The organism is Paraburkholderia xenovorans, from assembly GCF_046030735.1.
Taxonomy (GTDB): domain Bacteria; phylum Pseudomonadota; class Gammaproteobacteria; order Burkholderiales; family Burkholderiaceae; genus Paraburkholderia; species Paraburkholderia xenovorans_A.
The window spans coordinates 28,558-42,371 of sequence record NZ_JAQQBV010000039.1; the positions used below are offsets into that span (position 1 = coordinate 28,558).

At 63.8% G+C, this 13,814-nt stretch carries 12 protein-coding genes; 11 read left to right on the top strand and 1 reads right to left on the bottom strand.

All coding sequences use genetic code 11. The features are described from left to right. Position 1: 1 nt before the first annotated feature. From PQQ51_RS28805 to PQQ51_RS28855, 11 genes are all read left to right on the top strand, one after another. Positions 2-895 carry an IclR family transcriptional regulator gene (locus tag PQQ51_RS28805; RefSeq protein WP_408500595.1) on the top strand — a complete coding sequence of 298 codons (894 nt, stop codon included), beginning with the start codon at positions 2-4 and terminating at the stop codon, positions 893-895. Continuing rightward, positions 892-1,701, top strand: a complete 810-nt coding sequence (locus PQQ51_RS28810) for an SDR family oxidoreductase (protein ID WP_408500596.1) — start codon at positions 892-894, stop codon at positions 1,699-1,701. Before PQQ51_RS28805 ends, PQQ51_RS28810 begins: the two co-directional genes overlap by 4 nt. Further along, complete coding sequence (locus PQQ51_RS28815; RefSeq protein WP_408500597.1) at positions 1,694-3,352, top strand: thiamine pyrophosphate-binding protein; 1,659 nt, start codon at positions 1,694-1,696, stop codon at positions 3,350-3,352. The genes PQQ51_RS28810 and PQQ51_RS28815 overlap by 8 nt, the downstream gene beginning before the upstream one ends. Next, a complete protein-coding gene (locus PQQ51_RS28820; RefSeq protein WP_408500598.1) occupies positions 3,345-4,175 on the top strand; it encodes an aspartate dehydrogenase in 831 nt (276 codons plus the stop codon). Before PQQ51_RS28815 ends, PQQ51_RS28820 begins: the two co-directional genes overlap by 8 nt. Before the next feature lie 43 nt (positions 4,176-4,218). Then, positions 4,219-5,709: an aldehyde dehydrogenase gene (locus tag PQQ51_RS28825; protein ID WP_408500599.1), complete on the top strand. Its 1,491-nt coding sequence runs from the start codon at positions 4,219-4,221 to the stop codon at positions 5,707-5,709. Between the two features lie 17 nt (positions 5,710-5,726). Next, positions 5,727-6,692, top strand: coding sequence for a VOC family protein (locus PQQ51_RS28830; RefSeq protein ID WP_408500600.1), 966 nt, complete (start codon positions 5,727-5,729; stop codon positions 6,690-6,692). Next, positions 6,685-7,950 carry an NAD(P)/FAD-dependent oxidoreductase gene (locus PQQ51_RS28835; protein ID WP_408500601.1) on the top strand — a complete coding sequence of 422 codons (1,266 nt, stop codon included), beginning with the start codon at positions 6,685-6,687 and terminating at the stop codon, positions 7,948-7,950. Before PQQ51_RS28830 ends, PQQ51_RS28835 begins: the two co-directional genes overlap by 8 nt. Positions 7,951-7,975: 25 nt before the next feature. Continuing rightward, positions 7,976-9,379: an MFS transporter gene (locus PQQ51_RS28840; RefSeq protein WP_408500602.1), complete on the top strand. Its 1,404-nt coding sequence runs from the start codon at positions 7,976-7,978 to the stop codon at positions 9,377-9,379. A gap of 235 nt (positions 9,380-9,614) precedes the next feature. Beyond that, positions 9,615-10,106: a DUF2753 family protein gene (locus PQQ51_RS28845; RefSeq protein ID WP_408500603.1), complete on the top strand. Its 492-nt coding sequence runs from the start codon at positions 9,615-9,617 to the stop codon at positions 10,104-10,106. A gap of 31 nt (positions 10,107-10,137) precedes the next feature. Continuing rightward, on the top strand, positions 10,138-10,785 hold the full coding sequence (locus tag PQQ51_RS28850; RefSeq protein ID WP_408500604.1) for a superoxide dismutase: 648 nt from the start codon (positions 10,138-10,140) through the stop codon (positions 10,783-10,785). A gap of 78 nt (positions 10,786-10,863) precedes the next feature. Then, complete coding sequence (locus PQQ51_RS28855; protein WP_408500605.1) at positions 10,864-12,174, top strand: Nramp family divalent metal transporter; 1,311 nt, start codon at positions 10,864-10,866, stop codon at positions 12,172-12,174. A 3-nt stretch (positions 12,175-12,177) separates the two neighbouring features. Here PQQ51_RS28855 and PQQ51_RS28860 read toward each other — a convergent pair whose 3' ends face one another. Then, the gene (locus PQQ51_RS28860) at positions 12,178-13,812 is read right to left on the bottom strand and encodes a J domain-containing protein (RefSeq protein WP_408500606.1); all 1,635 of its coding nucleotides are present in this window, start codon (positions 13,810-13,812) and stop codon (positions 12,178-12,180) included. Positions 13,813-13,814 lie beyond the last annotated feature (2 nt).

Here is a 13,814-nt window from a genome sequence, read left to right on the forward strand (position 1 = left end):
AATGACGCCCGACACGATCAACGCCGAGCGCGACGCGGACGAAGACCGTCAAGACCTCAACGCGGACACCGACACCGCGTACCGCGTGCCGGGTCTCGAACGCGGTCTGAAGATCCTCACGGAGTTCTCGCCGCGCGAGCCGGTTCTCGGCGCACCGGAATTATCGAAGCGCCTGAAGATTCCTCGCACGACGGTTTTCCGTCTGCTGCAAACGCTCGAATCGCTCGGCTTTCTCGAGCGCGCCGACAAAGACCGCAACTATCGCCTCGGCGTCGCGGTGCTGCGTCTCGGTTTCGAATATCTGAGCTCGCTGGAACTGACCGACCTCGGCTTGCCGATCATCGAGGCGTTGCGCGACGACACCGGCCTCACGAGCCACATCGTGATTCGCGACGGACGCGATGTCGTGTTCGTCGCGAAGGCGCAAAGCCACGCGCCGATTTTCAGTTCGGTGAAGGTCAATGTCGGCACGCGTCTGCCTGCTTATGCCACCACGCACGGCCAGGTGCTGATGGGCGACATGACGCTCGACGACCTGAAGAAGCTCTATCCCGAACCGGAACTCGAACGCTTCACGAAACAGACGCCCGCCACGCTCGACGATCTGTACGAACGCATTCGCGACGACGCGAAGCGCGGTTTCGCGATCAGCGAATCGTCGTTCGAACGCGGTATTTCGGTGGTCAGCGCGCCGGTGCGCAACGACACGGGGCGCATCGTCGCCGTGATCACGACGACGATTCCGCGCCACGAGATCGACGCGTCGCTGCTCGATAGCGGACTCGTCGAAAAAGTTCGCCGTGCCGCCGACGAACTCTCGCAGCGGCTCAACTATCGGCCGAACAGCGGCCCGAATGCGGGCAACAAATACATGAAGGCATTGGGACTCAAATGATCCAGATCGATTTGACAGGACAGGTCGCGGTGGTGACGGGCGGTTCGTCCGGCATCGGCCTCGCGAGCGCCGAACTGTTTCTGCGGGCCGGCGCATCAGTCGCTATCTGTGGCCGCGACACCGAACGTCTCGCGCAAGCGGAAGCCGCGCTGACCGCGCAGGTTCCAAATGCGCAACTGCTCGCGCGCCGCTGCGACGTGCTCGACGCAGAAGACGTAACAGCATTCGCGCAAGCGGTGCAAGCGCGCTTCGGCCGCACCGACATGCTGGTGAACAACGCCGGCCAGGGCCGCGTGTCGACCTTCGCCGACACCACCGACGAAGCGTGGCGCGAAGAGCTCGAACTGAAGTACTTCAGCGTGATCCGCCCGACCCGCGCATTTCTGCCGATGCTGCGAGAAGCCGCGGGCGCGGACAAAACCACCTCGGTGGTATGCGTGAATTCGCTGCTCGCGCTGCAACCCGAACCGCACATGCTGGCCACGTCGTCGGCACGCGCCGGTGTGCAGAACCTGCTCAAGTCGCTCGCAGTGGAATTGGCGCCGCAGCGCATTCGGGTGAATTCGATTCTGCTCGGCATCGTCGAGTCGGGGCAGTGGCGCCGCCGTTACGTGAAAGAAGCGCGGCCCGGCCAAAGCTGGGAAGACTGGACCGCCGAACTGGCGAGCAAGAAAAACATTCCGCTGGGCCGCTTCGGCAAACCCGAAGAAGCCGCTCAAGCGCTCTTTTATCTGGCTACCACGCTGTCGTCCTATACGACGGGCAGTCACATCGATGTTTCTGGAGGCGTTGCACGACATGTCTAATAAAACCACCGTTGGCGAACTGATCGCCGCTTTTCTCGAGCAATGCGGCGTTCAAACCGCGTTCGGCGTGATTTCGATCCACAACATGCCGATCCTCGACGCGATCCATAACCGCGGCAAGATCCGCTACGTCGGCGCGCGCGGCGAAGCCGGCGCGGTGAACATGGCCGATGGTCTTGCGCGCGTGTCGGGCGGCCTCGGCGTCGCGTTCACCAGCACTGGCACGGCTGCGGGCAATGCAGCGGGCGCGATGGTCGAAGCGCTGACGGCAGGCACTGCGCTGCTGCACATCACCGGTCAGATCGAAACCGAATACCTGGACCAGGACCTCGCGTATATCCACGAAGCGCCGGATCAACTGTCGATGCTGCATTCGATCTCGAAGGCCGCGTTCCGCGTGCGTTCGGTCGAAACCGCATTGCCGACGATCCGCGAAGCGGTGCGCGTCGCGCAAACCGCGCCGAGCGGTCCGGTCAGCGTCGAAATTCCGATCGACATTCAGGCTGCCGAAGTGGAATGGCCGACCGATCTCGCCGCGCCGCATGTCACCACGCTCACGCATAGCAGCCAGCGCGTCGCGCAACTGGCCGAGCAACTCGCGAACGCGAAGCGCCCGCTGTTGTGGCTCGGCGGCGGCACGCGTCACGCAACGAAGGCGGTGGAGCGTCTGGTCGCGCTGGGCTTCGGCGTCGTGACCAGCGTGCAGGGTCGGGGCGTGCTGCCCGAAGATCATCCGGCGACGCTCGGCGCGTTCAACGTGCATGCGGCGGTCGAAGGTTTCTACAAGACGTGCGACGCGTTGCTGGTGGTCGGTTCGCGTCTGCGTGGCAATGAGACGCTCAAGTACAAGCTCGCGCTGCCGCAGCCGCTATATCGCATCGACGCCGACGCGCTCGCCGACAACCGCGGCTATCGCAACGAGATCTTCGTTCACGGCGACGCGTCCGCGGTGCTCGAAGAACTCGCGACGCTGCTCGAAGGCCGTCTGAAGGTCGATCCGACGTTCGCGCAAGATCTCGCCGCCGCGCGCGAGAGCGCGCTCGCCGACGTCGGCAAGGGGCTCGGCCCGTACAAGCGGCTCGTCGACGCGCTGCAACAAGCCGTGGGCCGCGACTACAACTGGGTACGCGACGTCACGATCTCGAACAGCACGTGGGGCAATCGCATGCTGAAGATCTTCGCGCCGCGCGCGGGCGTGCATGCGCTCGGCGGCGGGATCGGCCAGGGCATGCAGATGGGGATCGGCGCGGCGCTCGCAGGCTGCGCCGCGAAAACCGTGTGTCTGGTTGGCGACGGCGGCCTGATGGTCAACGTCGGCGAACTCGCGACGGCCGTGCAGGAAAACGCGAACGTGATGATCGTGCTGATGAACGACCAATGCTACGGCGTGATCCGCAATATTCAGGACGCGCAATACGGCGGCCGACGCTGCTACGTGGATCTGCACCAGCCGGATTTCGCGCAGTTCTGCGAGAGCCTGAAGCTCACGCACTATCGGATCAAGTCGCTCGACCAGGCCGAAGACATCATCCGCGAAGGGATGGCGAAGACCGGTCCGGTGCTGGTGGAAGTGGACATGCTGTCAGTCGGCTCGTTCGCCACCGCGTTCGCGGGGCCGCCGGTCAAGGAACAGGAGCCGGAACATGCGTGAGGCCGGCTACGCGGGGCATCACGCGCCCATCGATGTCGCGATGATCGGCTTCGGCGCGATCGGCCAGGCGGTGTATCGCTCGGTCGCCGCCGATCCGACCGTGCGCGTGTCGCACGTCATCGTGCCGGAGCGCCATATGGCCTCGGTGCGTGAAGTGGTGGGCGCGTCGGTCGATGTGGTGGCGTCGGTGTCCGCGTTGAGCAGCCGGCCGCATTTCGCGCTGGAGTGCGCGGGACATAGCGCACTGGTCGATCACGTGGTGCCGTTGCTGAAGGCGGGCACCGATTGCGCAGTGGCGTCGATCGGTGCGCTGTCCGACATGATGCTGCTCGACGCGTTGTCTGCCGCCGCCGATGAAGGCGACGCGACGTTGACGCTGCTGTCCGGCGCGATCGGCGGCGTGGATGCATTGTCCGCAGCGAAGCTCGGCGGTCTCGACGAGGTGCTGTACACGGGCCGCAAGCCGCCGACCGGCTGGCTCGGCACGCCGGCCGAACAGGTCTGCGATCTGCACACGCTCTCCGAAGAGAAAGTGATTTTCGAAGGCAGCGCGCGCGAGGCGGCGCGTCTGTATCCGAAGAACGCCAATGTTGCCGCGACGATCGCGCTGGCCGGCCTCGGTCTGGACCACACCACTGTGCGTCTGATCGCCGATCCGAATGTGACGCGCAACGTGCATCGCATCGTCGCGCGCGGCGCGTTCGGCGAGATGTCGCTGGAAATGTGCGGCAAGCCGTTGCCGGACAACCCGAAGACCTCCGCACTGACCGCGTACAGCGCAATGCGTGCGCTGCGCAATCGCGCGGCACGCTGCGTGATCTAGCGCGCCCGTCAAGCCATTAGTTGAAGCAACCGGAACGACCGACATGACTCACTTCGATACCAGCCTCGTGCCCACCGGCGATATTTTTATCGGCGGCGAATGGCGGCAAGGGCGCGGCAACCCGTACACAAGCCTGTATCCGGCGGATCAGTCGGTCAATATGGAAATCTCCACCGCCAATGCCGACGACGCACGCGACGCAGTAGAAGCCGCGGACATTGCATGGCGCAAAGCGGATTGGTCGGGTTTGAAGCCGCATCAGCGCGCGTTGATCCTGTATCGCATCGCCGATCTGATCAGCACGCGTCACGAAGCGCTTGCGCAATTGCAGCGCCGCGACAACGGCAAGCCGATCGGCGAAACGCGCGTGCTGGTCGCGAGCGCGGCGAATACGTTTCGCTACTTCGCCGCGTGCCTCGAAACGCTCGACGAAGAAGTCACGCCCTCGCGCGGCGACTACCTGACGATGAGCATCCATGAACCGATCGGCGTGATCGCGGCGATCACGCCGTGGAATTCTCCGATCGCATCCGACGCGCAGAAACTCGCACCGGCGCTCGCGGGCGGCAATGCGGTTGTGCTGAAGCCTGCTGAAGTGACGCCGTTGGTCTCGCTGGCCTTGGCGCGCATCTGCGAAGAGGCGGGGGTGCCGAAGGGCGTGCTAAGTGTCTTGCCTGGCAAAGGCTCCGTGATCGGCGACGTGCTGGTGCGTCATCCGCTCGTGAAGAAGGTGTCGTTTACCGGCGGCACCGAAGTGGGCCGAGGGATCGCGCGTATCGCTGCGGACAAGCTGATGCCGGTGTCGCTCGAACTCGGCGGCAAGTCGCCGACCATCGTGTTCGACGACGCCGATCTCGATCATGCGGTAAACGGCGTGCTGTACGGCATCTTCAGTTCGTCGGGTGAAGCGTGTATCGCGGGCTCGCGGCTGTTCGTGCAGCGCTCGATCTACGACACGTTTATCGAGCGTCTCGCGGAGGGCGCGCGCAAGCTGCGCGTCGGCGATCCGTCGCATGCGGAAACGCAGATGGGGCCGTTGATTACGGCCGCGCATCGCGAGACTGTCGAACGTTATGTGGCTTTGGGACTGGAAGAGGGCGGCAAACTGGTTTGCGGCGGCGAGCGTCCAGTCGGCGACGGCCGCGAACAAGGCACCTATTTTCAACCGACGATTCTCGAAGGCCTGACCAACGACGCGCGCATCTGCCAGGAAGAAATCTTCGGCCCGGTGCTGGTCGCGATGCCGTTCGACGACGAAGCGTCACTGCTCGAAGACGCGAACGACAGCGTGTTCGGTCTCGCCGCCGGCATCTGGACTCGCGACTACAAGCGCGCCTACCGGATCGCCCGCGCGCTCGAAGCGGGCACGATCTGGATCAACACTTACAAGCTGTTCTCGATCTCGACGCCGTTCAGCGGCTGGAAAGAGAGCGGCATGGGACGCGAGAAAGGCCGTCTCGGCATCCGCGAATACATGCAGCAGAAAAGCCTGTACTGGGGCTTGAACGACGCGCCGCTGGCGTGGGCGAACTAATACGCAAGAGGCACGTTATGACGATTCTCGGCATTGAACAGATTATTTACGGCGTGACGGATCTGGCCACCTGTCGGCAGTTTTTCGCAGACTGGGGCATGAAGGAAGTCGCGCACGACGAAACGCACGCACGTTTTGAAACGCTGAACGGCTGCACGGTTCTGGTGGTCGACGCGCACGATCCGTCGTTGCCGCCCGCATTCGAAGATGGTCCGACGCTGCGTGAAGTGACATGGGGCGTCGCGACGAAAGCCGAGCTCGACGAACTGCGTGGCCGTTTCGCGGGCCAACCGGGTCACTTCGAAACGGAAGACGCGGTGGGGTGTATCGATCCGAACGGGATGGCGATTCGCGTGGAAGTCACGCGCAAACGCGCATTGGAGATTCACGGTTCGCCGTCGAACGTGTGGGGGCAGACGTTGCGCGTCGATCAACCTTCGCCGATTTACGAACGCGCGGAGCCGGTCGAAGTGGGGCATGTGGTGTTCTTCACGAACCGGCTCGCGGAGCAGGAAAAGTTCTATCAGGAACTGCTCGGCTTCGAAATGTCGGACCGTTATCCGGGCCGCGGTGCGTTCATGCGCTGCGCGCCGCACGGCGGCCATCACGACATCTTCCTGCTCGCACTGCCCGGCGGTAAGCGCGGCCTGAATCACGTCGCATTCACCGTGCGCGATATCCACGAAGTGTTCGGCGGCGGCATGCATATCAGCCGTTGCGGCTGGGATACGCAACTCGGGCCGGGACGTCATCCGGTGTCGTCGGCGTACTTCTGGTATTTCCAGAATCCGGCAGGTGGCCTGATCGAGTACTACGCCGATGAAGACCAGCTTACGCCCGACTGGCAGCCGCGCGATTTCGAACCGGGTCCGACCGTGTTCGCCGAATGGGCAATCGACGGCGGTATCGACGGCACTACGCGTCGCCAGAAAAACGCGAAGGCGCCGGAAGGCAAGTTCATGACGGAGCGGAAAAATGACTGACGTTGCTGCTGCAAAAGCCGAAGCCGCGCATGCCGGGCTGGAAGCGCCGCGCACGATCGTCGTGATCGGCGGCGGCCAGGCCGCGGGCTGGGTCGTGAAGACGTTGCGCAAGGAAGGCTTCGATGGCCGCCTCGTGATGATCGCCGACGAGATTCATCTGCCGTACGAACGGCCGCCGCTTTCGAAGGCCGTGCTGGCCGGTGAAGCCGATATCGAAACGGTACGCCTCGTGAAGCCGGACGATTTCGATGCGCTGAATGTCGAAGCATGGCAACCGGATTGCGCGACGTCGATCGATCGCGAACGGCGAATCGTGCACACGCAGTCGGGCCGTGAAGTGCACTATGACCGCCTCGTGATCGCGACGGGCGGCGCGGCGCGCCGGTTGCCGGACGCGCTGGTGAAGACCTCGCACATCGCCTATCTGCGCACGCTCGACGAAGCCGTCGCGTTGGGCGAACGTCTGCGGGCGAGCAAGCGCGTGCTGGTGATCGGCGGCGGCTGGATCGGTCTCGAAGTCGCGGCGACCGCGCGCAAGCTCGGCGTGGACGCGACCGTGGTGGAAGGCGCGCCGCGTTTGTGCGCGCGCTCGTTGCCGCCGATGGTGTCGGACTTCCTGCTGCAACTGCATCGCGCGAACGGCGTTGACGTGCGTTTGAGCGCATCGCTCGCGTCGATCGCGGATCACCCGAACGACGCGAACCGCATCCGCGCGACCTTCGCCGACGGTTCCACATTGGATGCCGACTTCGCGGTCGCCGGCATCGGCCTCACGCCGCATACGGCGCTGGCCGAAGCGGCCGGCATCGAGGTGGAAGACGGCATCGTCGTCGACCATTTCGGCGCGACCGACGACCCGCGCATTTTCGCTTGCGGCGACGTCGCGAATCATCCGAGCGCGTGGTTGAAACGTCGCGTGCGGCTCGAATCGTGGGCCAATGCGCAGAACCAGGCGATCTCGGCGGCCAAGGCGCTGCTCGGCAAATTCGAAGCCTATGCGGACATTCCGTGGTTCTGGTCCGATCAATACGACGTGAACCTGCAAATCCTCGGCGACATTCCGGGCGATGCGCAACTCGCAGTACGCGGTGACTTGCCGGGCAAACGCGCGACGCTTTTCTATCTGGAAGACAGCGCGATTCGCGGCGTGATCGCGATCAACACTCCGCGCGAGCTGAAGATGTCGCGCAAGTGGATGAACCAGGGTCGAACCATCGACCTTGCCACCTTGACCGACGCCTCGACGGCGCTTGCCTAATTACATCTACGGACGGCACCACGGCATGAGAACCATCGACAACACCATGGGGGACCGCAGCAGCGCCGGTGTCTCAGGCCCCGTGACCCGGGGCTCGATCATCGCGCGGCTCGAGCGTTTGCCGAAAAATGCGATGCAGGTGCGCGCGCGCATTCTGATCGGTCTCGCGACGTTCTTCGACGGCTTCGACGTGATCGCGATCGCGGCCACGCTGCCGATCCTGATCGCGAAGTGGCATCTGACGCCGTGGGAAATCGGCTTTCTGATCGGCTCCGGTTCGGTCGGCCAGTTGATCGGTGCGTTCGTGTTTCCGTGGTACGCGGAGCGCAAGGGCCGCGTGCAGGCGATTGCGCTGAGTTCGGGGATTATCGGCATCACGAGTATTGCGTGCGGCTTTGCGCCGACATTCGCGGTGTTCGTCGTGTTGCGTGTGGTTCAGGGGCTGGGACTCGGCGGCGAGTTGCCGGTGGCGGCGACGTATATCAACGAGATCAGCCGCGCGCATGGCCGTGGCCGTTTCGTGCTGTTGTATGAAATCGTTTTTCCGGTGGGACTGCTGGCGTCGAATGCGTTGGGTGCGTGGATCGTGCCGCGCGTCGGCTGGCAGGCGATGTATTTCATCGGCGGTATGCCGTTGATCCTGTTCTTCGTGCTGCGCAAGCTGGTGCCGGAGTCGCCGCGTTGGCTCGCCGAACGCGAACGGATGGCCGATGCCGACGCGGCGGTGCATGCGTTCGAACGTGCCGCGAAAGGGCCGCTGCCGCCGGTCGAGCATTCGGCTGAATTCGACGCGATGGCCAACCGGCATCCGAAGCGCCGCATGAGCGATCTGTTCGGTCCGGCGTACCTGAAGCGCACGCTGGCCGTGGCGATGCTGTGGATTACCTGCGGCTTCATCCAGTACGGTCTGTCGACGTGGCTGCCGACGATCTATCGCACCGTTTATCACGCGCCGCTGCAACTCGCGCTGAATCTGGCGGTGGCCGCCTCGGTGCTCGGCGTGGTGGGTTCGCTGACTTGCGCGCTGCTGGTCGACAAGGTGGGACGCAAGCCGATCATCAATCTGTCGTTTATCGCCTGTGCGCTGTCGTTGTTGCTGGCGGGCGTGTTCCACGACTCGTCGGTATACGTGGTCGCGACGTGCTGCGCGTTCGCGCTCGGCTTTCTCGCTTGCGGCTTCATCACGGCTTATGTGTACACGCCGGAACTGTATCCGACCAGCATCCGCGCGATGGGTTGCGGTGTCGGCGGTGCGTGGCTGAAGGTAGCGGCGATTTTCGCGCCGGCCATCGTGTCGAAGACGATGATCGGCGGCAATCTGCAAGTGGCGTTTTATATCCTCGCGGCGGTGCCGTTTCTTGCGGCGATCGCGGTGCATCTTCTCGGGATCGAAACGAAAGGGAAAGTGCTCGAACAACTCGAGGCTTGAGGATGTGATGAGTTTGGTGGGCGGTTGATGGCGTCGTACCGCAATGGCAGGGAGATGAAGGGCGCACCGGGTGGTGCGCCCTTTGTTTTTGCGGGGCGGCTGCCTATCCGATTCCTGCCGTGTCAATGCCTGTTTTCAAAGGACTAGTGTTTTCAAATGAGAATGGTTATCATTCACTAAGCCCGAGTACGCAGGTGTTCCTTCGACGCAAAGGGTGCAAACAGGAGGTTTCCGCATGCACCAGCATCTCGCGAATTTGGCTTCGGACCGTTCACCGTCGAAAAGCCCGACTCTGTCCCTGTGGGAAACAACGACGCGGCAAGCCCTGGCCGGCGCGCGCGAGGCGAGCGCCGCCGCCGCGTTGGCGGCCTACGAGCGCGCGTTGTCGATCGCGCATCAACTGATCGAAGCCCCGCCAGCCGGGCGTGCCGAAGACTGCATTGCCGCGCTGGTCGTCTCGCATCACAACCTCGCCGACTGGCACATCGAACGCAGCGACCCCGAGACCGCCGTGTGCCATCTATGCGACGCCCATGAAGCGCTGATCGCGCTGTTCCTCGACACCGACCGCGACTCCGTCGTGCGGCAAGCCGCGCTTCGCCACAGTCGCGAAACGCATATGGCGCTGATCTCGCACGTCGCCCGGCACGGCTCGCATCCGCTCGTCACGCGGGCGCTGCGCAAAGGCTGTCTGGCGCTCAACATCGACAGCCCGCGCCAGCACTGAATACCGCTCCCCGTTCGAAAGGAAACCTCCGATGCCTTATGTATTGCCCGAGTTGCCGTATGCGTTCGATGCGCTAGAACCGCACATCGATGCCCGCACGATGGAGATCCACCACACCAAACATCACCAGACTTACGTCAACAATCTCAACGCGGCGCTGGAAGGCACCTCGTATCAGGACTTGCCAGTCGAGGCGCTGGTTGCGCAGATCGAATCGCTGCCCGAGTCGATCCGCCTGCCTGTGCGCAATAACGGCGGCGGGCATGCGAACCATAGCCTGTTCTGGACCGTCATGTCGCCGCGCGGCGGCGGCAAGCCGGACGGCGCGATCGGGCGCGCGATCGACGCCGACCTGGGCGGCTTCGACGCGTTCAAAGACGCCTTCACCAAGGCCGCGTTGACCCGCTTCGGCAGCGGCTGGGCATGGTTGAGCGTCGACAGGCAGGGCAAGCTGGTCGTGGAAAACAGCGGCAATCAGGACAGTCCGCTGATGGTGGGTGTACTGTCGGGTAACACGCCGATTCTGGGTCTGGACGTCTGGGAGCACGCGTACTATCTGAAGTACCAGAATCGTCGCCCGGAATATATTGCGGCGTTCTATAACGTAATCGACTGGCAGGAGGTCGGCCGCCGTTATGCCGCCGCTACGTCGCCGCACGCGAACGATAGCGAGGATTAAATTTCCCGACTCGCCCTAGGCGACGGACGCCCCGTTGCATAGGGCGCGGCAATCATCCACTGGACTCAGGACGCTTCGATGAACACCCTGACGGGCAGACGACGTACGCTGACCGATCGCGCGACGACCGCGATCCACGACGTGCTCGCCGGCAAACGGCGCGGCCCGCGCTCGCTCCTGCTGTTCGCGGGGCCGGCGGTGATTGCGTCGATCGCGTATATGGACCCGGGCAACTTCGCGACCAACATCCAGGCGGGCGCGAAATTCGGCTATTCGCTGCTGTGGGTCGTTCTCATGGCCAATCTCGTCGCGATGCTGTTTCAGGCGCTGTCCGCGAAACTGGGCATCGTGACGGGCCGCAATCTCGCCGAGTTGTGCCGCGAGCAGTTCCCGCGCCCGGCGGTAGTCGCCATGTGGGTCGTCAGCGAAGTCGCGGCGATGGCCACCGATCTCGCCGAATTCCTCGGCGGCGCGATTGCGCTCGCGCTGCTCTTCAAGTTGCCGCTGATGACCGGCATGGGCATCACCGCGATCGTGACCTACGGCATCCTGCTCTGCGAAAAGAACGGCTTCCGGCCGATGGAAATCGTGATCGGCGCGCTCGTCGGCGTGATCGGTCTTTGTTATCTCGCCGAGATGTTCATTGCTCCCGTTTCATGGGGACAAGCAGGCTGGCATTCCATCGTTCCGTCGATGCCGGGTGCGGAAGCGCTGACGATTTCGGTCGGCATTGTCGGCGCGACGGTGATGCCGCACGCGATCTATCTTCATTCGGGCCTGACCCAGGGCCGGGTAGTGGGAAGTGACGCGCGCGAGAGACGTATGTTGCTGCGCTTTTCCAACTGGGAAGTGGTGGTCGCGCTGTCGATTGCAGGGCTCGTCAACATGGCCATGGTCATCATGGCGAGTTCGGCGTTCCATGCGGGTCATAGCGACGTCGCGGAAATCGGAACCGCCTATCACACGCTGACGCCGCTGCTGGGCGTGGGCGCCGCGGTCATCTTCCTGATATCGCTGATCTGTTCAGGGATATCGAGCTCGGTGGTCGGGACGATGGCGGGACAGATGATCATGCAGGGCTTCACCGGATTTCGCATCCCGGTCTGGTTGCGCCGGCTTATCACGATGTTGCCCGCGTTCGTTGTCGTTGCGCTCGGCGTGAATGCTACGCAGGCACTGGTGCTCAGCCAGGTGGTGCTGTCGTTCGCGCTGCCCATTCCGATGATCGCGCTCGTGCTCTTCACGCGACGCCGCGACCTGATGGGCGAGTTCGTCAACGGCCGCGCGACCGATGTGATCGCCATCGCCGCAACGGTCTTCATCCTCGCGCTCAATCTCGTTTTGCTGCTGCAAACTTTTGGCGTTGCGATTCCTGGTCTCGCCAACTGACTGTTAGCGCGCTGCGCGCTTGCTCTTGAAGTCTTCGATGATCCACACGCTCATCAAGCCCACGCACACGCAAGCGACGATATTGGGTTTGACGAACGCAAAGGCCAGCCACGCAAGATGCACGTAGCCTCGAAAAAACGCCGGCACCGCGCGCCGCAGATCGTTCCAGCGAGTGGTGCCCAGCACACCGCCCGCCGCGGCCATCACCGTGAAGATGGCCCACGCGAATTGCGTCGCGCGTTCTTCCTGCTGTAGCAGCAGAACCAGCAACGCGGCGAAGCCGATGAACCAGACGGCTACGCCGCCCAACCTGATTCGCGGCTGTTGCGTGAGCCACACACGGCCCGTTTCCTGCGCAAACGACAGGAAAAACGCGAACACGACACCATGCGCATAAGGCAAAAGCCATTCGCCTGAGCCGCTTACGATCCGATGACCCGCAAAGCCGAAGCCGATCGCCGCGATCGCGGCCATGAACACGAGTTGTCTGACGCGCGGCCAGCCGTGAATCAGCGCCGCCCAGATCGTGCAGACGCCGAGCGCGCCCGTCGCAATCGCGGCGAGGCGGCCGCTGCCGTCGTCGCACATTGCGGCAGCGGTTACGCCGAGCCACACCGGAATCCATCCGACACGCAGCCATCGATTCGAGCGCAGCGCCTGCAAGCGCTGCTGCTGCGCATCGGACAGTGCCACGACGAACACCGCGCCCGCAACCAGCGTCACCATCAACGTGGACAGAACGATTGCCAGTTGCGCCGCGGTCCATTGATCGAACCATCGATCGTTATTGGGAACGATCGTCGCGCTGGCGAACAGCACGCCGCACCAGGCGCTCAGTGCGAGCGCCGGGCCGAAGAGCCTGCGCAGCCCGACCTGGAACGTGAGGCACTGCGTCCAGAACTCGAGCTTGCCGATATCGAGCCGCAGGCGCACGACATTCGGGTGATAGCGGCCGAGCGAGGTCAACAGGTGCTCCATCTCGGTACGCATGCCGACCCGCAGCAATGTTCTTGCGCCGGCCGCGCGACGTGGCTGCGGCCCTTCGAGCAGTGTCATCGCGCTCGGGAAACGTAGGCGCAGCGCGTCGTAGTCTTCGTCGGCGAATACGCGGTCCAATGCGAGATTCGCCACTGCCGCATTGCGCCGCCGCAGATGGGCCGCGTTTTCCCGCCAGCCGAGCACGGCGCTCAGGTTGATGCGCAGCACGGCCGGCGCGTCCTTGTTCATGCAGTGACACAGCGCCTGCCATTCGAGCTCATCGCGCGTCGAGAGGTTGACGACGGACGCGAACAGGTCCTGTAGCGAGCGGCGCGATTCGAGTTGGGCCGGCTGCGCGACAAAGTCTTGCCAGAGTTGAATGGCTGTTTCGAATGCACTGCGTTCGGGAGACACGGCTTCGGGCCTGGACGTTGTCGTCGCTGCCATGTGCGCCGCGGACAGTCCCTTCGCCGCGCCGTTGCTCACGAGCTGTAGCGCGGATTCGTACGCATAGCGGAGGCGCTGGAACGCGTCGGCATCTTCATCCGGCCGCTGCTGCTTCAGCAAGCGTGCATACGCGCGGCGCACCGCGCGTTCGTCGGCGTCTGCCGGGAGGCCGAGCACGTCCCACGGCCAGTGATAGGCGGGTGTCGTCTCCATGG

What these genes read in the sequence shown, in the direction of transcription:
- PQQ51_RS28805 (WP_408500595.1), top strand. Translation starts at nt 2, where the DNA reads ATGACGCCCGACACGATCAACGCCGAGCGCGACGCGGACGAAGACCGT.
- PQQ51_RS28810 (WP_408500596.1), top strand. Translation starts at nt 892, where the DNA reads ATGATCCAGATCGATTTGACAGGACAGGTCGCGGTGGTGACGGGCGGT.
- PQQ51_RS28815 (WP_408500597.1), top strand. Translation starts at nt 1,694, where the DNA reads ATGTCTAATAAAACCACCGTTGGCGAACTGATCGCCGCTTTTCTCGAG.
- PQQ51_RS28820 (WP_408500598.1), top strand. Translation starts at nt 3,345, where the DNA reads ATGCGTGAGGCCGGCTACGCGGGGCATCACGCGCCCATCGATGTCGCG.
- PQQ51_RS28825 (WP_408500599.1), top strand. Translation starts at nt 4,219, where the DNA reads ATGACTCACTTCGATACCAGCCTCGTGCCCACCGGCGATATTTTTATC.
- PQQ51_RS28830 (WP_408500600.1), top strand. Translation starts at nt 5,727, where the DNA reads ATGACGATTCTCGGCATTGAACAGATTATTTACGGCGTGACGGATCTG.
- PQQ51_RS28835 (WP_408500601.1), top strand. Translation starts at nt 6,685, where the DNA reads ATGACTGACGTTGCTGCTGCAAAAGCCGAAGCCGCGCATGCCGGGCTG.
- PQQ51_RS28840 (WP_408500602.1), top strand. Translation starts at nt 7,976, where the DNA reads ATGAGAACCATCGACAACACCATGGGGGACCGCAGCAGCGCCGGTGTC.
- PQQ51_RS28845 (WP_408500603.1), top strand. Translation starts at nt 9,615, where the DNA reads ATGCACCAGCATCTCGCGAATTTGGCTTCGGACCGTTCACCGTCGAAA.
- PQQ51_RS28850 (WP_408500604.1), top strand. Translation starts at nt 10,138, where the DNA reads ATGCCTTATGTATTGCCCGAGTTGCCGTATGCGTTCGATGCGCTAGAA.
- PQQ51_RS28855 (WP_408500605.1), top strand. Translation starts at nt 10,864, where the DNA reads ATGAACACCCTGACGGGCAGACGACGTACGCTGACCGATCGCGCGACG.
- PQQ51_RS28860 (WP_408500606.1), bottom strand. Translation starts at nt 13,812, where the DNA reads ATGGAGACGACACCCGCCTATCACTGGCCGTGGGACGTGCTCGGCCTC.